Here is a 20,733-nt window from a genome sequence, read left to right as displayed (position 1 = left end):
TCTCTGAGTTTTAGCTCAATTCCCTAGAAGCCCCACCTAACGGTTAGGTTAGGTGGGGTAGTTGATTTTAAATCACTCATAACTTTATACAATTCGGCAAATGGATTATTATTTAATCAGCTCAAACCGCACTGGTTGCGGTTTTTTATCATAAAAACTCCTTTAAAGGAGATAAGCATGCGCGACTTATCAGGTTACCAAGTTACGGAAAAACTCCATGAGAGCACCAACTCCCTAGTCTATCGTGGACATCGGCGGGCAGATGACCAACCTGTTATCGTTAAAATGCTCAAACAGGCTTATCCTTCCCCGGAAAGGATTGCTTGGTTCAAGCGAGAGTATGAAACAACCAAAACTATTAACCTACCCGGTGTAATCGATGTTTACAGCTGGGAAAACCTAGAAACTAACTGGGTGATGGTGTTAGAAGATTTTGGGGGCGAATCTCTCAATCGGATAATTCCGAAGCAGGAATTCACAATTGCTGAGTTTCTCCACCTGGCCATTGAGATTGTTGACATTCTCGGTCAGGTTCACCAGCAGCATATTATTCACAAAGATATTAACCCATCAAATATTATCTTAAATCAGAATACTGGTAAGCTTAAGCTAATTGATTTTGGGATTTCAACTACACTGTCGCGAGAAATCTCAACCTTTCGCAACCCGAATGTATTAGAAGGAACTTTAGCTTATATTTCCCCAGAACAAACGGGTCGAATGAATCGAGCCATCGATTACCGCACTGATTTTTACTCCCTGGGGGTGACCTTTTATGAATTGCTGACGGGACAGTTACCCTTCCCCAGCAATGATGTTTTGGAATTAGTCCATTGTCATATTGCTAAACAACCGACACCACCACAGGAAATCAAACCAGATATTCCACCAATTATTTCAGCGCTCCTGTTAAAATTGATGGCGAAAAATGCTGAAGAACGCTATCTATCAGCCTATCGGATCAAGGCAGATTTAGAAGAATGTCTTAGACAGTGGCAAACCAAAGGGCAAATTGATACTTTGCTAATCGATCAGCACAAGGTTTCCGATCAATTTCAAATACCACAAAAACTGTATGGGCGAGAACAGGAGATTGCTACCCTATTAGCTGCTTTTGATCGAGTCAGCCAAGGAGCTAGTGAAATGATGCTGGTTTCGGGGTATTCTGGTATTGGCAAGTCAGTATTAATACAGGAGCTATATAAGCCACTGACTCGGCAACATGGCTATTTTATTTCTGGTAAGTTTGACCAGTTTCAACGAGATATTCCTTACGCTTCCTTAATTCAGGCATTTCGGTCATTAGTACAACAGTTACTCACCGAAAGTGAGCAAGAGATTAACAATTGGCGACAGAAGCTGCAAGGGGAATTAGGGGAAAATGGACAGGTAATCATTGAAGTTATTCCTGAAGTAGAACTGATTATTGGTTCACAACCACCTGTCCCAGAGCTTCCGCCAACAGAACTCCAGAATCGCTTTAATTTTGTTTTTCAAAAATTTATTAAGATATTCACTCAACCGGAACATCCGTTAGTCATTTTCCTTGACGATTTACAGTGGGCAGATAGAGCTTCGTTGAAATTAATTCAACTGCTGATGACAGCAGGAGATAATAAATATCTATTTTTCATTGGGGCATATCGGGATAATGAAGTAAACGAAGTACATCCGTTGACTCAAACCTTGGAAAAGATTGAATCAGCCAGGGTAAACATTAAGAGAATACTACTTCCCCCCTTAGCCTTAACTGATGTTAGCCAACTTATCGTTGATACGTTTTTCGTAGATTCAATAACTGCTAAACCCCTTGCAAAATTAATACAGGAAAAAACTGGCGGAAATCCGTTTTTCATCAATGAGTTTATAAAATCTCTGTATTCTGAAGGTTGGTTGTATTTTAACTATCCTTCTCAGAAATGGGAGTGGGATATAGAGCAAATAAAAGCGCAACCCCTTACAGATAATGTGGTGGAGTTGATGACTAAAAAAGTTAAAGACTTACCCACACAAACTCAAGCCTTATTAAAATTAGCAGCTTGCATAGGGAACCAGTTTGACCTGAAAACACTGGCAGTGATATATGAAAAATCTATAGGGGAAACTGCAACGGATTTACGGTCAGCACTCCAATCTGGTCTAATTATACCCCTTAGCTATGCCTACCAGTTGGTGGAACTTGATGTAGAAGGGTTGTCAAATCAGTTAATTGTAGAATACAAATTTGCCCACGACCGCATCCAACAAGCAGTTTACTCGCTGATTCCCAAAGCAGATACCCAAGCAGTACATCTGGGCATTGGCAAGTTGTTACTGCAAAATACATCCTCTGAAGAATCTGAACAGAAGCTGTTTGAGATTGTTAACCAGTTGAACAAAGGCCGGGAGCTAATTGAGGGACAAACAGAGCGAGATGAGTTAGCTCTCTTAAATCTGCGGGCAGGGAAAAAAGCCAAATCTTCAGCTGCTCATCAACTTGGTTTCAATTATCTCCAGACCGGCTTAAGTTTGTTAGGTAACCAGAGTTGGTTGCACCAGTATAACCTCAGCTTAGATTTGTATGTGGAGGCAGCAGAAGCCGCTTATACAATTGCCAACTACGACCAAATGGAGCCCTTGACTGAGATAGTCTTGCAAAAAGCCCAAACACTGTTAGACAAAGGAAAAGTCTATGAAGTCAAAATGCAAGCCTATTGTGCTCAAAGAAAATTTCTAGAAGCGATCAAAATTGCCCTAGAAGTTTTGAAATTACTTGGAGTGGAATTACCGGAACGACCTAATCAAAGAGATCTAACGCGAGAGATAGAGCAGATCAAATTAGCATTAGCAGGTAGGAAAGCCGAGAAGCTAATCGACTCACCCCAGATGTCAGATAGGCATAAACTAGCAGCTATCAGGATCATGAATTACTTATTTGGTCCTGCGTTCATAGCAATTAATCAACTGAGCTTGGTCAATTGGTGCAGACAGGTAAATTTATCAGTTCAGTATGGTAATTCCCCTGATTCTGCTTTTCCATATGTAGGTTATGGGCTGATCCTCTGCCTCACAGGAGAGCTTGAGGCTGGCTATCAGTTTGGTCAACTTGCTTTGAAGTTACTAGAACGATTCAAAAATAAAACATTTAAAGCCAGAACTTATGCAATGTATCATCTATTTCTCAAGCATTGGAAGGAATCGCTTAGGGATACATCATCTTTTTGCATGGAAGCTTATCAAAGTGGCATAGAAACTGGAGATCTTGAATATGCTGCTAGTGCTATGGTTAGCTATGCTTATGCTTTTTACCTAAGTGGCATTGAGCTGACGGATGCGAAGAAAGAGACGGAAAAGGCAATTGCAGCTACTATTCAAACTCAGCAGGAAGCTTACCTTCATTGGACTCAAACCTATATGCAGGCTATCCTTAACTTGATGGGAGAAGCCGACAATCCCTGCCGTTTGATTGGTGAAGCATATGATGAAGAAAAGATGATACCAGTCCATCTGGCCAGTGGAGATCGCACTGCACTGATGCATGCGTATTCACATAAACTCACTCTGTGTTATCTTTTCCAGGAATTTCAGCAAGCGGTTGAAAATGCCGACCAGTTTGAAGACTATGCTGCTAATGCTGGCTCATCATTCATCCTTACCACTGCTTACTTCTATGATGCCCTGGCTCGGCTAGCATTTTATTCTGATGCCTCAGAGACTGAAAGAGCAGAAATCTTGACCAAGGTTGCTGCTAAACAAGAAAAAATGGAACTATGGGCAAAGCAAGCTCCGATGAATTTTCTACACAAATTTTATCTAGTCGAAGCTGAACGATCCCGAGTTTTAGGCAAAGATAGCGAAGCTAGAGACTATTACGACCGCGCTATTACTTTAGCCCATAAAAACGACTATCTCAACGACGAAGCCCTAGCTTATGAACTAGCAGGCAAATTCTATTTAGCTAGAAACCAAAACCACGTTGCTCGCCACTACCTACAAGATGCCCATTATACTTATCAAGGCTGGGGAGCTGTAGCTAAGGTCAAAGATTTGGAAGCTCGATACCCACAATTTTTAGCTACAGTTTCAACAGATAGTATTAAAACTAGCTTAAATCCGTCCATTACCGACTCAGGTAAAACTACATCGGGTGTTTTGGATATCAATAGCATTCTCAAAGCATCGCAAACAATTTCTGGGGAAATTATCCCAGACAAGTTGCTGGAAAAGTTAATGAAAATCCTGATTGAGAATGCTGGCGCTCAACAAGGTTTTCTGATACTGGATAAAGACGGTGATTGGGTAATTGAAGCGGAAGGAACAGTGGATTCTGATCAGGTGACTACACTGCAATCTCTGCCAGTAGACTCTGTGGATGCTGCTAGTCAAACCCCGGTCTTGTCAGTCTCTATCATTAATTATGTGGCTCGCACCCAGGAAAATTTAGTCTTAAGTGATGCTACTAATCAAGGACAATTTACTCGTGACCCCTACATTGTTGCCACTCAACCCAAATCGATTATCTGTACTCCTTTGTTAAATCAAGGTAAACTAAGCGGTATTTTATATTTAGAAAATAATTTAACCACAGAGGCATTTACCAGCGATCGCATTGAAGTTTTAAGAATGCTTTCTGCTCAAGCTGCTATCTCTATTGAAAATGCTCGTCTCTATGGACAGTTAGAAGACTATAACCGCAATCTAGAGCTTAAAGTAGAAGAGCGCACTCAAGAACTATCTCAAACTTTGGAAGTTCTGAAAGCTACTCAAGCGGAACTAATATTTGAAAACGAGTTACTGAAGAGTGACGAACAAGCCGCGAATTTTGATTATCAAGTGGGGGGAAGTTTACCGATGGATTCTCCCACTTATGTGGTGCGTTCTGCTGACAGAACTCTCTACAAATCATTAAAGCAAGGGAAGTTTTGTTACATTCTCAATCCCCGCCAGATGGGCAAGTCCAGCCTGATGGTACGTATGATTAACCACCTGAACCATGAGGGGATTAGCTGCGCAGCGATCGACCTGACTCGCATTGGCAGCGAAAATGTTACCCCTGACCAATGGTATAAGGGATTGGCAGTAGAGCTATGGCGAAGTTTTGGTTTACTAAGAAAGGTGAATTTAAAAAAGTGGTGGAATGAACGAGGGGATATTTCTACGGTTCAGCGGTTGAGTCAATTTATTGAAGAAGTATTGCTGGATGAGCTTGATCAACCAGATAACAGTTTACCGAATAAAAGGGTAGTTTTTATTGATGAAGTTGATAGCGTCTTGGGCTTGAATTTTCCAGTTAATGACTTTTTTGCTCTGATTCGCTCCTGCTATAATCAGCGTACTATCAATCGAGACTATGGCAATTTAACCTTTGCTCTGTTTGGGGTGGCTACCCCCTCTGGCTTAATTACTGACCACCAAAGAACTCCTTTTAATATTGGTCAGGCGATTCAACTAGAGGGCTTTAAAGAGCATGAAGCTCAACCTTTGCTTCAAGGATTAGCCGAGAAAGTGACCAATCCTCAAACACTGCTCAAAGAAGTGTTAGCATGGACGAGTGGTCAGCCTTTTTTGACCCAAAAGATCTGTCAATTCATCCGCAGTACTTCATCTGCTATCCCTACCAACGACGAAGCTGAATGGATTGAAAATTTGGTGCGAACCAGGGTGATAGAGAATTGGGAATCCCAGGATGAACCGGAGCATTTGAGAACCATACGCGATCGCATCCTGGAGAGTAAACAATCTGTAGGGCTACTGGAGATATATCGACAAATTGTGGACCAGGGAGAAGTGGTGGCTGTTGACAGTCCAGACGAAAAGGAATTGCTGTTGTCTGGGTTAGTAGTTAAGCAACAGGGATCTCTGAGAGTCAATAACCGGATTTATCAATCGATCTTTGACCGCATTTGGGTTGAGCAGCATGTGTGACTGAGATCTTGGACTTTCAATTAAAATAGTAAAGGGAACAGGGAATAGGGAATAGGGAGTAGGGAGTAGGGAGTAGGGTATCAAAAATTATCACAATTGATTTAGGATTGCTATAAAATAGGAATTATCCATCAAAAGTAATTAAGCTGATGAAAGCGGCAATTGTACGTATTGGAGATTCCCAAGGAATTAGAATTCCTAAAGAAATTATTGAAAAATGTGGTTTAGCTAATGTAGTTGAAATAACAGTAGAAGATGGAAAGGTGATCATTTCGCCAGTATCCCACTCTCGTCAAGGATGGGAAGAAAGGTTTAAAGAAATGGCAGAAAATGGTGATGATGAATTATTAATTGATGATCGGATTGAAAATTATTGGGATGAAGAGGATTGGAAATGGTAGCGATTCCCAAGCAATTTGAGGTGTATTTGGTTTGTCTCGATCCCACCATTGGTTCTGAAATTCAGAAGACTCGCCCTTGTGTGATTATATCTCCTAATGAGATGAATCAGTATATTAAGACAGTGATTATTGCACCAATGACGACAGCGAAGCGAAATTATCCCCTGGTAATGAGGCACACAGGATTTTTTTCCTATTCCCCTCTTGATGATGTTGACCACATTCCCCTAAAAAAGGCGAAGTTCAATCCGTTTACTCGAAGACCCAACACTGAAAGCCCCGTCACAAAGCGAGCAGGGATAAAAGTGAATAGCGCGCTTAAAGCCAGCGAAAAAATTTTGCAATTGGTGTTGAATATTATCTAGCGCTATAGTATACTAAAGGTATGAGTACAGGCTGAGAAACCGCAGGCTGAGCCGGGAGAGAGACCCGTAACTTACTGACCTGAAAGCAGTAATGCTCGGAGGGTAGGGAAAGTCCTCCTTAAAAACCCAACCGTCAATTAACCGTTGGCGTGTGAACCTAGCAGAATCACATTTTGAGAAAAAAAACTGTACGGCGGGGCACGCCGGAACCAGGTGAAAAGGAAGAAAACGGACTTTTTAAGGCACTTCCCTACAAGTAGCCAAACGCGATCGCGAGAATTGCCCGCTGGGTCTACTGTGAACTGAACTGAAGTCTTGGTCTTGACGGGTATTTGGTTTAGGTACTGCTTAATTTTTGGCGGCGTCAAAGATTAGGACATGGTGGTTTAAGGCAGCTCGTTGATCTGGGAATCGCCGTTCTTTCAAGACGGCGAGTGTCAACTAAGGCAGCTAGTGCCCGTTCCAGTGTAGGAAGTTTCGTCCCGTGATCGGGGTCGAGAATGCGCTTGACTTCCTGTTCATCAGTATTGAGAGTATGGGCTAATTGGAGTGATGTAATCCCTGCTTCGCACATGGCCAGGTAAAGGGCAGCTTTTAAGGCAGTCTGAATTGGCACCGGCACTAAATAGTCTCCGCCTGCTGGGGGTGAGGGATTGGGGATGTCGAGTTGGTCATCAATTCTCGCAGCAATCGCTTCTTCCAAACAGTCCGCTGCTTCAGCGAAGGCTTGTTCCATGGAATCTCCCTGAGTAATGGCTTCTGGCAGATCCTGAAAAGTTACCACAAACCCGCCATCCGACTCGTCAGGGGTAAATGTAGCCGGGAATGAAAATCGACTCATAGTAATGGCATGGTTAAATTTCATCTTCCTGTAGACCAAGCTGACGTAGCATTGCCTTCAATGTCCCAGTCTTGAGTTCATCTTTGGGATTGCGGACAATAGTAAATCAGTCACCAAAATAGAGTGTGACGTGGCTTCCTTTCCCGCGCTTTTTGTCAACACGAGCTTCGAGACCACGCTCTCTTGCTAACTTTTTTACCCTCTATCATGAACTCACTTCCTTTCATAATAAAACTATCGGAAATTATTGTCCGGTAGTCAAGGGCGAAGGGATCCGTGTTGGGTTTATAAAAGATTTGCGATCGCCTTTGGCGGGCTCTTCGAGCCATCGCTTTTAGCGTGGCCTACGGCCAATCGCGTAGGGGCGACCTTCGCGTAGCGTGGCCCAAAGGCCAAGGAGCATCGTACTCCTGTTGTACTCATTTCAATCAACTCTCCATCAAAATCAACCTCAAAGCATCTAACTGCACATACCATGGCTGAGGCCAAGCTTTAATCTGATGCCATTTTTCCTTAAAAACTTCAGCTTGGAGGTGGTATTGTTGAGGATTGTAGGACTTACCAAGTTTAGTTTGTTTTGCCCCCCTAGCCCCCCAATTTTGGGGGGTAATGATGTCAAAGTCCCCCGCCCCCCTAGCCCCCCAATTTTGGGGGGTAATGATGTCAAAGTCCCCCAGAATTGGGGGATTTAGGGGGCAATCCATAAGTCCTGTATTCCTAGAAGCAGTATATAAATTCAGATAAAGTGTAACTCGGTGCTGGGTTTCACTCATCGTCACCAGCCAACAGGGAAACGTATTGTCTTGATTTGGCTCTTTTACAAATCTCAAATGATGGGCACGGATGCCAACATAAGCTAAGGATTTCCTGATCGGTTCCACAACTGAGAGACTACAGTTCCAGTCCAGGGCTTGAATTTTTTGGTGGTCAATAATTTCAACCCGAGAAAAGTTTTTACACTCGGTTAATTGTGCTACCCTAAAGCTAGGAGGATGCTCAAAAATAGCTTCTTTAGAGTCATAACCAATAACATTTCCTTCGGAAAGTACTAACAGATTACCACAGACCCGGTAAGCTTCCTCTAATTTATGGGTGACAAAAAGAGTAGCTCCTTGATAAGTAGAGAAAATTTCAGTTAGTAGCATTTCGATCTGATTACGTAGATAGGTATCAAGGGCAGAAAGGGGCTCATCTAACAGTAATGCTTCTGGTGCGATCGCCATTGCTCTTGCTAAGGCTACCCGCTGCTGCTGACCCCCAGAAAGTTCGTGAGGATAGCGCTTTTCCAGTCCCTGTAAATGCATCAATTCAATATATTTCCATACCCGTTTGTTCCTTTGAGCTTTCGGCAATTCCTGCAAGCCAAAGCCGATATTTTCAGCTACATTCATGTGGGGAAACAGGGCATAATTCTGAAACACAAAACCAATGCGACGTTGGTGAGGAGGAAGATTAATACCCTGTTTGGAATCAAACAAAACTCTTCCGTTCAAGACAATCCGGCCTTGAGTCGGTGTAGCCAAACCAGCAATACACCGTAGCGTCATACTTTTACCAGAACCAGAAGCCCCTAAGATTCCTAAGGGCTTACCATTAGCAGTAAATTTAGCATCTAGGGTAAAGCTAGAGCTTACCTCTTTTCGTAACTCTACTAAAAGTCCTTGACTTGGTTCTATGTTAGATTTTTTCTCTATTCCCTGCTCTTTTCCCCCCTGATTAAGGGAAGCTCTAGTCCCCCCCTTAATCAGGGAAGTTCTTGTCCCCCCCTTATTAAGGGGGGTTAGGGGGGATCCCTTACTTACTTCTATGTTAGATTTTTTCCCTGCTCCCTGCTCTTTTCCCCCCTGATTAAGGGAAGCTCTAGTCCCCCCCTTAATCAGGGAAGTTCTTGTCCCCCCCTTATTAAGGGGGGTTAGGGGGGATCCCTTACTTACTTCTATGTTAGATTTTTTCCCTGCTCCCTGCTCTTTTCCCCCCTGATTAAGGGAAGCTCTAGTCCCCCCCTTAATCAGGGAAGTTCTTGTCCCCCCCTTATTAAGGGGGGTTAGGGGGGATCCCTTACTTACTTCTATATTAGATTTTTTCTCTATTCCCTGTTCCCTATTCCCTACTCCCTGTTCCCTGCTCCCTACTCCCTGTTCATAGTTAATGATGGTGATTGCCACGAGAGCGATCGCTACCATGATCAACACCCATAGTAGTGCTTCCCCCATCCTCCCGGCTTGGGCTGCAAAAAAGATAGCGATCGCAATGGTTTGGGTTCTGCCAGGAATACTCCCGGCTAGCATTAGAGTAGCGCCAAACTCTCCCAAAGCTCTAGCAAACGCCAGAACTGTCCCCGCCATCACCCCTGGCCAAGCCAACGGTAGCAACACTTGCCAAAATACCCTACATTCAGAAGCCCCCAAGGTACGGGCACAATTAATCAAATCCTGATTGACTTGTTTGAAAGCTGCCAATACAGTTTTATACATCAAAGGAAAGGCAACTACAGTAGCAGCAATCACAGTCGCAGGCCAAGACAAGATTACAGATATTCCCAATTGCCTCAATAGCTGTCCCACTGGGCTATTTCTACCTAGTAACAACAGTAATAAAAAGCCAACTACTGTAGGCGGTAGCACTATCGGAAGGGTTAAGATACTATCAATAATTCCTTTACCTTTCCCTCGATAGCTAAACATCCAGCCCGCTACTGTAATTCCCAGAAAGAAAGCAAAGATAGTAGCCAAGCCAGCAGTTTTTAGGGAAATCCATAAAGGAGATAAATCTTCCATAGGTTAGTTAATTTTTAATTATCAACCATAATAAACCCATACCTCAAAAATACAGTTTTAGCTGAATCACCAATAATAAACTGCACAAACTGGTTAGCAAGATCAGGGTTTTTAGACTCCTTCAATACTGCTACTGGGTAGATAATCCGGGAGTAAGACTCTGGCGGAGCAGTAGCAACTATTTTAACTTGGTTTGATAGTTTAGCATCTGTTGCATACACCAATCCAGCATCCACATTACCGGTTTCCACATAAGATAGAACTTGGCGAACATCTTTGCCAAAAACTAACTTGGGTTTGAGCTGTTCAAACAAATTAAGACTAGTGAGAACTTCCTTAGCATACTGTCCAGCTGGTACACTTTCCGGGTCTCCCATTGCTATTTTACTGATGTTATCAGACCTTAAGTCCTTAAAATTATATATACCAGTCTGGTCTTTAGGACTAATTAAAACTACCTGATTAGTAATAAGACTTTGCCTTGTTTCTTTCTTGATGCAGTCGCTCATGGGGGTTTCCCCCAAGACCGCGCTGCATCGCTCTAGTAAAAGCCCCTTAGATTCCAGAGCATTCATCTGTTTCGGAGCTGCTGATATAAAAATATCCACTGGCGCTCCCTGTTCGATTTGTTGCTGCAACGAACCAGAGGATGCAAAGTTATAAATAATAGTAACATCTGGTGTTTCCTTAGTGTAGAGTACTTTGATAGCTTTCATCGCATCTTGTAAGCTAGCAGCCACTGATACCGTTAGGCTCACCACTTCTGGCTGTTGATTGTTAAGAGTAGGAGCATTGCAAGCTACTAAAACTAAGGATAGACTTAAGCACAACAACCATGATCTAATTAGGGATTTAACCATAAAACTGAGTAGTAGAGTTATAGCGCTTTTTAGTAAGCGCGAGGTTCATTTAAATTTTATTCCCGATTCCCGACTCCCGATTCCCGATTCCCTACTCCCTACCCAATTAGATACTTAACAACGGGAGCATGTCACCTTTGTAATTAGGTAAATAGATCCCCCCTAGCCCCCCTTAAAAAAGGGGGGAATTAGATTCAAAAGTCCCCCTTATTAAGGGGGATTTAGGGGGATCTAAATCAGGGATTAACAAAATTGACATGCTCCCCTTAACAACAAAAAAAATAGCCGTATAAATCATGTCCACGGCTATTTCAAGTCCACAGTAAGTGGAGTTAAATCGCTCTCTTGATGCAGTCGCTCATGGGGGAAACCCCCAAGACCGCGCTGCATCGCTATGTCACTCAGTTCCCGAACCCATCGAAATATGATCCTATTTAATCATACCGGAACCTTGGTTTTTGCCAAGGGGGGAAACCCCCCCGAAAAACTAACGTTTTAACGTAGCATCCAATACTTAGTGATGATAGTAATCACCTCTCCTGGCATGCCCGTAGGTTGCAGAGGACTCCACTCGGAAGCCTGTGCGTAGCCCATGGCAGAGAGGGTATGAATACTATTAGTTACTGCTTGACGAGGCCCCTTTAAAATGTGCTGAACAGGTTGTTGCTTTGGGAAAATATCTTCAAGATTAATTCCGGGAATTTGATGTTCAGGATTATTGTCGGGGTTAGGGATAAATTCTTGCGACATAGCTCAAGAGTTGAATTGTGTTTATATGATTATTGTAATGATTATAAAAATATTGTCAAGAGGTTTTTATAAATTTTTTTTGGGGTTATTTTAAGGGTAAAAAAAAAGCGATCGCGTAACCTTAGCGATCGCTTTTTTTTGTATTAATTTTAACGATACTCCTGTTCTCTCTTGCCTACCTTTACAGATCAACTTTTCACTTGGTGAAAGATCTTAATTATTTATCCCTTCTTTTCAAAACTGAACCAGCCCCTAAAGCAGTAAGTCCCAGTAGCGTTAATCCAGAAGCCGGTTCAGGGACACTAGTTGGATCAACCCAGTATAGCGCTAATCCAGAAGCCGGTTCAGGGACACTTGCTGAATCAAGCCAGTTTGAGGGAATGTTGGTGATAGTTTCGCTAAAATTAGGATTGGGATCAACATCAACCCAGTTTGAGGGAAGGTTGGTGATAGTTTCGCTAAAATTAGGATTGAGATCAACATAGATAGTTGGAGGAAAGAAGACTGAGTCACGAGTAAACCTAATTCCTGACTCTCTGTTCCAGCTAAGGGTCTGACCTCCTAGGTCCATAAACCTACCAAAATCGACATCTAGAGTCCAATTATCAGGGGTAGCTCTAAAGGTAGTAACAAAAGTTCTAGGAATAATAGGGAGAGTAGTAGGCAAAATTTCAAAAGTAAGATCAGAACCTACTGTAGGAACAAAGGTTCTAGGATCAAGAGTAACAGGAAAAGGCAAAGGTTCAAGCGTATCAGAACCTAGTCGAGATGAATCTTCTACATCAAGAGACCAAGAGAGTAATTCTCCTTCAGTAGTGTACTCAACAAACCCTTCGTAATCTTTAGTTTGGGAAAAAGGTTCTAGTGTACCACTAGACTCATCCAATATAAATATAGACGGCAGACCAAATCTAGGAGAAGACAACAATTCAAGTTCGCCACTGAATTCGTGCTTGATTATCTGGAAAGCAGCAGCGGGTAAAACTCCAACAGTAGCAGAGGTTAAAGCGATAGCAGTAGTAACAACACCTAATTGTTTATAAAAATTAATCAAAGAAATTCTCCTGGTTGAGTAAGTAGACAAATTGAGTTAATTGCACCACAAAGTGGGCAATTAAGATTTTGGATAGTTTCCAAAAAAATCTCAAGCACCGAAGAATTTATCAGACAGAAAATTTAATCTGGTAAAACTTTAACCTTTACGCCGAATTATTCTTTTGGTAAAAAAAATAACTCGATCACATTTGCTAGAATTAGACTACCATAAAAAATAATAACACTGGAAATATTAAATTAACTTATACGCCATTTTACTGACTTATATTTTTTGGGATAGCCTCTGCATCTGCCGCCGGTTTATAGCGTTGATCGTAGCTATATATAAAAAAAAGTCCATTTTTATGGACTTAACTCGCTCTACAATTATGGTTTATTTAGTTAATAAAACTTAACTAGAATCTCTTATTATTGCTCCCTTCTTTTCAACAAAGAACCAGCACCTAAAGCACTAAGTCCCAGTAGTGCTAATCCAGACGCAGGTTCAGGTACACTGGTTGGATCTGGCTTTGAGGGATCCTTGGTGATAGTTTCGCTAAAAGTAGGATTGGGATCAACATAGACAGTTGGAGGTAATAGCGACCCCCCAAGAGTAAAGGTAATTCCTGAGTCTCTGTTCCAGGTAAGGGTATAAGCCCCGGCGTCAACAGCCCTACCAAAATCGATATCTAGAATCCAACTATCAGGGGTAGCGTCAAAGGTAGTAATAAAGTTTCTAGGAGGAACAGGAAGAGGAGACGGAAAAGGAGAAGGCAACGGTTCAAGGGTAAGATCAGAACCGACTTGCTCTAAACCTTCGACATCAAGAAACCAAGAGAGTAATTCCCCTTCAGTATTGTACTCAACAAACCCCTCGTAATCTCTAGTTTGGGGAGGAGGCTCTGGCAGAAAATCAGGAAAATCCGACAATTCAAGTTCGCCGCTGAATTCTTGGTTAATGATTTGCTCAGCAGCAGCGGGTAAAACTGCAACAGTAGCAGAGGTTAAAGCGACAGCAGTAGTAACAAGTGCGAATTGGTGAGAAAGATTAGTCACAGAAAGTATCCTCGTTCAGTATGTGTAGAATAGGGAATAGGGAATAGGGAACAGCGGATCTGGGAACAGGGAACGGTAGGAAAGAGTGTAAGCATTCAGCTAATGCGCTACGTCCACGCTACGGGAACGTTTAATCTGAGTTACGCCTGAAAGCTGACAGCTGAGGGCTGAATGCTTACGAAATAGTTAACAGGATTTTTTTGTTATGATAAATTATTATGATTTATCATAATCCCTTTGGAAATAATAGAGTTAGCTTGAATTATACTTACCTCTAAATTCCATGTCAATACTTTATCAAAACCCCTAAAAGTGCCGATGCCAAATTGCCTGATTATTATAGGATTTATAATAGTAGTGAATTAATTAATGTTGAAATTAGCCAAAAATTCTAATAAAATCCCCATCTCCCCATCTCCCTACTCCAATTCACAACCGCTATAATTGCAACTAAAACGTTAGATTCGTGTAAACCTAGCACAGTGGCTTGCTAAAACTAAGACAGTGGTAAAATTTAAACAAGTTTGGCAACTTCTCAACACTGACATCCGCGAGTTAGGAACCCCTGGAGAAACCGTTGAAGCTGGGGCAGAGGTTACTCAAGCTACCTTGGAATTTATCATGGCTCTCGGTTTGCTGACTCCACTAGCGCCTGTTGCGGCAGGGCTATCGTTTGTGTCACTCAGCCGCAAAGGGCAAAAGCTGTTTGGTGCCAAGACCAACAACAAGCTAACCTCGGAGCAATGGGTAGGAATCGCGTTTCCTCTAGCCTATATCGAGAGCTTTGATAGCTTGGTTCGCAGCAATGACTGGTTAAGGAAAAAAATTGGTGCTGGAGTATCCGGTAACGATATCGATAACGATGCTAAGCAGCAAATTGACCAGCTTGGAGAACTCAACTTAGATCAAGCGCTAGTTGATCAGGCATGGGACTACTTCCCTGAATCCAAGTTAGGGCAAGCCTTAAATCAGCAATTATCCCAATACCTGGCACAAGCAGGACTACAAGCAAATACCATTCCCCTGGTGACTGGGTGGGTAGCTTGGGGCACCTATCGTTGTGTAGACTCACTACTTTCATACGAGCCAGAGGATATAGTTAATAGTTTCAGCCTGCAGAGAGCAGCAGCCCAGCAAACCAGACCAACTAGCAAATACGGTAACATTGAATCCTACCTGAGCGAGCAAATATCCCCTAATCCCAGTGACCCTCATCGACTTCAACAGTGGAAGGTACTGGGTGAAGACTTTAAAATTCCCGATATCTATGTACCCCTAAAGGCTCAGTTACTCGACAGCAATGGCAAGGTAAAAAAATACGTAGACCCAGTTAATCTTGAAAGTTGGGCAAAACAGCAGCTTACTAATCCTGGCCAAAATGGTCAGGTGATATTTATTCAAGGGGGACCAGGGCGCGGGAAAAGTGTCTTTTGTCGGATGTTTGCGGATTGGGTGCGCCAGCACTTGCATCCGATCTGGACGCCTATCTTAATTCGACTGCGGGATATTCATGCCTTTGAGGAAAATATCGAGAATACCCTCCGCGCCGCTGTTCATGAGGATTTTGCCAAGAGTGACAATGGCTGGTTGACTGACCCCAATACTCGCTTTTTGTTCTTACTGGATGGCTTTGATGAGTTGCGGATGCAGGGGAGAACCACTGGCGGTATTGAAGATTTTATCAAAAAGGTGGGCTACTATCAAGAAAACTGCCAGCGAAACCCCCAATTGGGACATCGGTTTTTAGTAACCGGCAGAGAGTTGGCATTGCAAGGCATTGTTATACCCAGAAATCTGGAGCGGGTGCAAATAGCGCTGATGGATAAGACGCTCCAGCAGCAGTGGTTTAGGAACTGGGGAAACCTAGTTGGTCAGGATAAAGCCACTGGGTTTGATGGGTTTTTGCAAGGCCAACACTGCCCAGAACGAGTAAAGGAATTAGCCCAAGAGCCCCTATTACTATACCTGTTAGCAGCCATGCACCGGCATGGTAAATTAACAGACCAAATGTTTGAGTGGGCTAGCAGTATTAATGCCAAAATTCTGATTTATCAAACCGTCCTAGACTGGGTACTGACCAAGCAGCGTCCTGAAGACCTCAATTTTGACCTCACTGAACAGGAAACCGAGGATTTGCGGCGGATTCTGACCGAAGCCGGGTTATGCGTTACCCAAGCCGGTGGGGAATGGGCTGCCATCACTATGATTGAGGAACGCCTTAAAGAAGATGATGGTGCCAGAGACCTGCTGGAAAAAGCCCAAAAGCGCATTGGCGAAAACCCCCTCAGAAATGCCTTAGCAGCGTTTTACCTCAGACCAGCGTATGGTTCTAGTCTCACAGAAGGGGCAGTGGAGTTTGTCCATAAAAGTTTTGGTGAGTTTTTGTGTGCTGTGCGGTTGCAAGAAAGCCTCGAAGACTGGACAGAACCCCGTAAAAAGCGTCGAGGATTTGCGATCGATAACGATCAGCTGGCAGAGGAAATCTACGATTTACTAGGTTACGGCAGACTGACACCAGAAATTGTGGACTACTTGATGGCGCTGCTAGATACTAGTGATGACTTTCGAGCGGTGCAGTTATTTGAGCGCTTGGAAGAGTTCTATTTGCGCTGGTGCAATGGAGAATTTATTGACATCCTAGACGAAACCACCCTACCCCAGAAAACCGGTCAAAAATTGCGCAACCATGGGGTTCAGTTAGGTCAGCGACAGGTAGATATCGCTGCTGGTCTCAATACCATGATTTTGCTCCTAGAATTAAACCGTTACGCCCAGACACAAGATGAACTTAAGGAGAAAATTGCTTTCCATCCCTGCGGTAAGCCAGATACGGAAGGGTTTGATAGTAAGCGATTGCTTCGCATTATTAACTACAGCAATAGTGTTGAGCTCGGCAATTTTCTAATAACAATTAGACGATTCCTTAGGCAGGCATACCTCAGAAAGGCATACCTCAGACAGGCATACCTCAGAAAGGCAGACCTCAGACAGGTAGACCTCAGAGAGGCAGACCTCAGACAGGTAGACCTCAGAGAGGCAGACCTCAGACAGGTAGACCTCAGAGAGGCAGACCTCAGGTTGGCAGACCTCAGGTTGGCAGACCTCAGGTCGGCAAAGCTCAGCTTCGCAGACCTCAGACAGGCATACCTCAGACAGGCAAACCTCAGCTGGGCAAACCTCAGCTCGGCAAACCTCAGGTTGGCAAACCTCAGACAGGCATACCTCAGCTGGGCAAACCTCAGACAGGCAAACCTCAGACAGGCAAACCTCAGACAGGCAGACCTCAGCTCAACAGACCTCAGCTGGGCAGACCTTAGTGAGGCAAACCTCAGCTGGGCAGACCTTAGTGAGGCAAACCTCGAAAACATTTCCTGGAATGAGGACACGAAGTGGGAGAACGTGCAGGGGTTGGAAACAGCAATTAATGTGCCAGAAGCCTTGAAAAATCACCTAACCTCACCCTAGCCTGCATCTAGGGAATTTTTATGGGATTGACCAAAAGTCACGCTAAGCGATGAAGCGATGGCTCGAAGAGCCCGCCAAAGGCGATTGACATGATTGTCACGCTTCGCGATCGCAAAGCGTGGCCCAAAGGCCTCAGCTTCCGCGCTTATGCGATGGCTCGAAGAGCCCGCTAAAAGCGATCGCAAAAAAGGAATAAGTCTAAACAGCTGTTATGTATCTTTGCTAGGACTATTAAAAGATTGATTGTAAGGAAACAAAGTATCCAGTAATCGGTTCAAGCTCCCCTGCCCATGAACAGTAGGCTGAGTCTTCGGAGCTGGTGATTCTGTCTGCGACTCCGCCGTCCTCTCAGCCTCAATAGTTTCTGTGGTGTTAGTCTCTGTAGAATTGGTATCTATAGAATTAGTCTCTGTAGAATTAGTCTCTGTAGAATTAGTCTCTATAGAATTGGTATCTGTAGTATTAGTCTCGGTGGTATCTGTAGCCACCGTATTACTGGTGGATGGCACTTGACCATTCACAGATTCAGTGGTAAAGCTTTGATCAGGTAAAGTTGATGACGACTCCTGAGGTTTCTGCTCCAAGCTATCAGGAGTTGGTTGAGACTCTTCCGGTAATGGACGCCCCTTATCCCCCAACACGGAGGCTGATGGTACCACTTGTAAGGATTCTACAGAATGATTCCAAATTGTCGTCAGGGAGCCAATACTAGCATTAGCGCCAATTTTTCCCTTCCCCACGACCAGAACCCCAGCTCCCAAACTCGCTCCTGATTCCACCTCCACAGTACCTTTGTGAGCATGAATAATTGCTCCCATACCGATACAAACACCGGCTGCAATCGTTATTTTACTGTCTGGATCCGCTCGCAAAATTACCCCTGCTGAAATAGCAGCACTAGGATCAATGCTCACATTTCCTTCCACGTGTATATGAGAATTATTACTCAATAGAAGTTTAGGCAAGTGCATAATTTTGGGCACAGTAGACTTCGCTGCAATTGTCGGGGTAAAGAATTCTGGGTAAAGGGTTTTAGGATTAAATTTGACTCTAGCACTATCATTTTTGATGGCTTCTTTACCGTTGCAAGAAGTCTAATAGCTATCAATAAGCTGGTCTTGATTTAAATTGAATGATTCTGACAGCAAGGGATTAGGGGGATAGGGTTTGACGGTTTTTTTTCTAAGGGATGCAGTGCGGTATTGGGGCTTCCCCCCATCTACCCACACTTCCCACACTTCCCACACTTCCCGCGCCCCCGCCCCTCTTTCCCTGTTCCCTGTGCTATAATTATGGATTACGGCTTTTGAATCAGCGTCTCTAGAACACGCCGTTTAGCTTTCGGATCAATACCAATCAACCTTACATACTCACCCGAATGTTCAACCAAGCAGGTTTCTAGACCTTCAACCACGTCTGAAACCTGAGTAGAATCAATGGGGGAGCAACTCTGCCAAGAGCTGGTGCGGAATCGACGTTTATCCGCATGTTCAGTACCAATGCGAAAACCTTGGGACAACAAGTTACGAATCTTATCAATGATATCTTGACTCAAGGATGAACCAGAAGCGCTGCTGCCATTAAATCCTGAGGATTGCGTTGAACGGGGAGTATAGCTACTACTACTAGGGGCAGATTTAGCACCAGGGTTGACAGTGTCCCCAGGTTTTTGAATAATCTTTTCCATCACCCGGCGCTTAGCTTGCGGGTCAATCCCAATCAGTCGGACATACTCACCAGCGTGGTCTGCCAAACAAGCTCCCAGGTCTGCCACAGCCTGTGATACGTTATCGGAGTTTATGCCAGGAGCACTCTTCCAGGAACTAGTCCGGAAGCGACGCTCATCAGCATACTCAATACCAATGCGATACCCTTGGGACAACAGTTGACGAACTAGATCATCCACTGATGCCTCTAAGCCATTGTTAGATACAGCCGCAGCAGGTTGGGGAGCAGAGCTGTAGGGGCTGTAGCTGCTTGAACCAGATCCACTGGAACTCCGAGACACTTGGCCACCCGGTTTTTGGATAATCTCTTCACACACCCGGCGTTTAGCTTTCGGGTCAATCCCAATTAGTCGGACATACTCACCAGCGTGGTCTGCCAGACAATCACCCAAGGATTGGAGCACTTCTGATTCACGATCGGAGTCTATTCCGGAAGCACTCTTCCAGGAACTAGTACGGAAGCGACGCTCATCAGCATATTCAGCACCAATTCGGTATCCTTGGCCTAACAGTTGACGAACTCGTTGTTGAAGCTCTGAACTTAATCCTGTATTTGAAGACATTGATCTGAAAGATTTATGGGAACTATCAGGGCTACTATGACCATTAGAGTCAGCATTTTCGGCAATTTCCTTGCGGATGGGCATCATGCAGGAATCATCCTCTGCACACTGATAACCCGCCCGCAATGCCTCATTGATTGCCACCACATGGTTAGCAAACGTTCTATCTTGCTCTTCTACATCCGGTAGTCGGTCAGCTTGCTGCTGATTAGTAATCACCGCTCCGGAAGGCACATATTTACCGGGAGGAATTTCGACATCCTGAACAAGGGCATGCATCATCACAATACAGCCCTTGCCAACTCTAGCATTAAACACCGTAGAGCGAAAGCCAATAAAGCAATCATCCCCAATATAAGCAGGACCATGAATCAGGCTCATGTGGGTAATCGATGCATTCTTGCCAATCCAGACCGAGTACTCTTTCTGGTCATCCCCAACAACCCGACCTTCTTCAAGACCATGAATCACAACACCATCTTGAATATTGGTACCTTCACCGATGTAAAATGGTCCCCCTTCATCAGCTCGAATCGAGGTTCCCGAGGCAATCAATACATTTGGCCCAATCTCTACATCTCCAATAATGTTGGAAAAAGAATGGACATAAGCTGTGTCATCAATTTTGGGTTCAGCCAAATTCTTTGACCAAGGTGTTGGGGGAGCTGCCTGGGTGCTAAATGCCATAGATGTTTTCCTCCTAATTTTTATTTGAGATACACTGTCATGAAATAGATTTTTGTCAAGCCCCACACTTGAGGATTGGGGTTAGTTATTTCTGCTGCTCCCACTCGGGAATTGTAATCACGCAGAAATTGCTGGATTGTTAATAGTTAACCTCTACCGTTATGGCTTATCGTTACAAATAACTGCTTTGGAAAGCTATAGGGCTCAAGTCAGAATCGAGCAATGGATAACCAGGGATAAGCTACTACCCAAAGCTACTACCCAAAGCTACTACCCAAAGCTACTATTGTCCGAACCTACTC

At 43.7% G+C, this 20,733-nt stretch carries 14 protein-coding genes and 2 pseudogenes; 6 read left to right on the top strand and 10 right to left on the bottom strand.

The annotated features are described in order from the left end of the window. Positions 1–177 precede the first annotated feature (177 nt). The 3 genes from F6K64_RS07320 (at position 178) to F6K64_RS07310 (ending at position 6,670) form a co-directional block, all read left to right on the top strand. Positions 178–5,904, top strand: coding sequence for an AAA family ATPase (locus F6K64_RS07320; RefSeq protein WP_287265157.1), 5,727 nt, complete (start codon positions 178–180; stop codon positions 5,902–5,904). A 149-nt stretch (positions 5,905–6,053) separates the two neighbouring features. Next, positions 6,054–6,305, top strand: coding sequence for an AbrB/MazE/SpoVT family DNA-binding domain-containing protein (locus F6K64_RS07315; RefSeq protein ID WP_287265155.1), 252 nt, complete (start codon positions 6,054–6,056; stop codon positions 6,303–6,305). Continuing rightward, positions 6,299–6,670, top strand: coding sequence for a type II toxin-antitoxin system PemK/MazF family toxin (locus F6K64_RS07310; protein ID WP_287265153.1), 372 nt, complete (start codon positions 6,299–6,301; stop codon positions 6,668–6,670). The genes F6K64_RS07315 and F6K64_RS07310 overlap by 7 nt, the downstream gene beginning before the upstream one ends. A 364-nt stretch (positions 6,671–7,034) precedes the next feature. Here the strand turns inward: F6K64_RS07310 and F6K64_RS07305 are convergent, their stop codons facing one another. The 4 genes from F6K64_RS07305 to modA all read right to left on the bottom strand — a co-directional run bounded on the left by F6K64_RS07305 (position 7,035) and on the right by modA (position 11,148). Next, the gene (locus F6K64_RS07305; protein WP_287265152.1) at positions 7,035–7,511 is read right to left on the bottom strand and encodes a type II toxin-antitoxin system HicB family antitoxin; all 477 of its coding nucleotides are present in this window, start codon (positions 7,509–7,511) and stop codon (positions 7,035–7,037) included. Positions 7,512–7,796: 285 nt separating this feature from the next. Further along, positions 7,797–7,934, bottom strand: coding sequence for a hypothetical protein (locus F6K64_RS07300; protein WP_287265151.1), 138 nt, complete (start codon positions 7,932–7,934; stop codon positions 7,797–7,799). Between the two features lie 5 nt (positions 7,935–7,939). After that, positions 7,940–10,288, bottom strand: a complete 2,349-nt coding sequence (gene modB, locus F6K64_RS07295; RefSeq protein ID WP_287265149.1) for a molybdate ABC transporter permease subunit — start codon at positions 10,286–10,288, stop codon at positions 7,940–7,942. Between the two features lie 14 nt (positions 10,289–10,302). Beyond that, positions 10,303–11,148, bottom strand: a complete 846-nt coding sequence (gene modA, locus F6K64_RS07290) for a molybdate ABC transporter substrate-binding protein (RefSeq protein ID WP_502708032.1) — start codon at positions 11,146–11,148, stop codon at positions 10,303–10,305. Here modA and F6K64_RS07285 point away from each other — a divergent pair. Further along, entirely contained in the window at positions 11,081–11,266 is a 186-nt protein-coding gene (locus F6K64_RS07285; RefSeq protein ID WP_287265146.1) for a hypothetical protein, read from the top strand. The two genes, modA and F6K64_RS07285, sit on opposite strands and share 68 nt — an antisense overlap. A 377-nt stretch (positions 11,267–11,643) precedes the next feature. Here F6K64_RS07285 and F6K64_RS07280 read toward each other — a convergent pair whose 3' ends face one another. The 3 genes from F6K64_RS07280 to F6K64_RS07270 all read right to left on the bottom strand — a co-directional run bounded on the left by F6K64_RS07280 (position 11,644) and on the right by F6K64_RS07270 (position 13,989). Further along, positions 11,644–11,898, bottom strand: a complete 255-nt coding sequence (locus F6K64_RS07280; protein WP_071106296.1) for a hypothetical protein — start codon at positions 11,896–11,898, stop codon at positions 11,644–11,646. 217 nt (positions 11,899–12,115) lie between these two features. After that, positions 12,116–12,952 carry a PEP-CTERM sorting domain-containing protein gene (locus tag F6K64_RS07275; RefSeq protein ID WP_287265145.1) on the bottom strand — a complete coding sequence of 279 codons (837 nt, stop codon included), beginning with the start codon at positions 12,950–12,952 and terminating at the stop codon, positions 12,116–12,118. Between the two features lie 410 nt (positions 12,953–13,362). Then, positions 13,363–13,989, bottom strand: a complete 627-nt coding sequence (locus tag F6K64_RS07270; RefSeq protein ID WP_287265143.1) for a PEP-CTERM sorting domain-containing protein — start codon at positions 13,987–13,989, stop codon at positions 13,363–13,365. Between the two features lie 621 nt (positions 13,990–14,610). On the opposite strand from F6K64_RS07270, the pseudogene F6K64_RS38770 reads away from it, so the two are divergent. Beyond that, positions 14,611–17,133 (top strand): annotated as a pseudogene (locus F6K64_RS38770) (NACHT domain-containing protein); the annotation flags it as partial. Here the strand turns inward: F6K64_RS38770 and F6K64_RS38765 are convergent. Further along, positions 17,070–17,294 (bottom strand): annotated as a pseudogene (locus tag F6K64_RS38765) (pentapeptide repeat-containing protein); the annotation flags it as partial. The pseudogenes F6K64_RS38770 and F6K64_RS38765 overlap by 64 nt on opposite strands. On the opposite strand from F6K64_RS38765, the gene F6K64_RS38110 reads away from it, so the two are divergent. Then, complete coding sequence (locus tag F6K64_RS38110; protein ID WP_353736779.1) at positions 17,188–17,454, top strand: pentapeptide repeat-containing protein; 267 nt, start codon at positions 17,188–17,190, stop codon at positions 17,452–17,454. The pseudogene F6K64_RS38765 and the gene F6K64_RS38110 sit on opposite strands and share 107 nt — an antisense overlap. Positions 17,455–17,663: 209 nt before the next feature. Here F6K64_RS38110 and ccmN read toward each other — a convergent pair whose 3' ends face one another. Together ccmN and ccmM are read right to left on the bottom strand one after the other, a co-directional pair. Further along, complete coding sequence (gene ccmN / locus F6K64_RS07260; RefSeq protein WP_287265140.1) at positions 17,664–18,368, bottom strand: beta-carboxysome scaffolding protein CcmN; 705 nt, start codon at positions 18,366–18,368, stop codon at positions 17,664–17,666. Between the two features lie 383 nt (positions 18,369–18,751). Beyond that, on the bottom strand, positions 18,752–20,431 hold the full coding sequence (gene ccmM / locus F6K64_RS07255; RefSeq protein ID WP_287265139.1) for a beta-carboxysome scaffolding protein CcmM: 1,680 nt from the start codon (positions 20,429–20,431) through the stop codon (positions 18,752–18,754). Between the last annotated feature and the right edge of the window lie 302 nt (positions 20,432–20,733).

The organism is Moorena sp. SIO3A2 (assembly GCF_010672265.1).
Classification (GTDB): Bacteria; Cyanobacteriota; Cyanobacteriia; order Cyanobacteriales; family Coleofasciculaceae; genus Moorena; species Moorena producens.
Note: the sequence above shows the minus strand (reverse complement) of the source record. Positions and strands in the feature narration are given on the sequence as shown.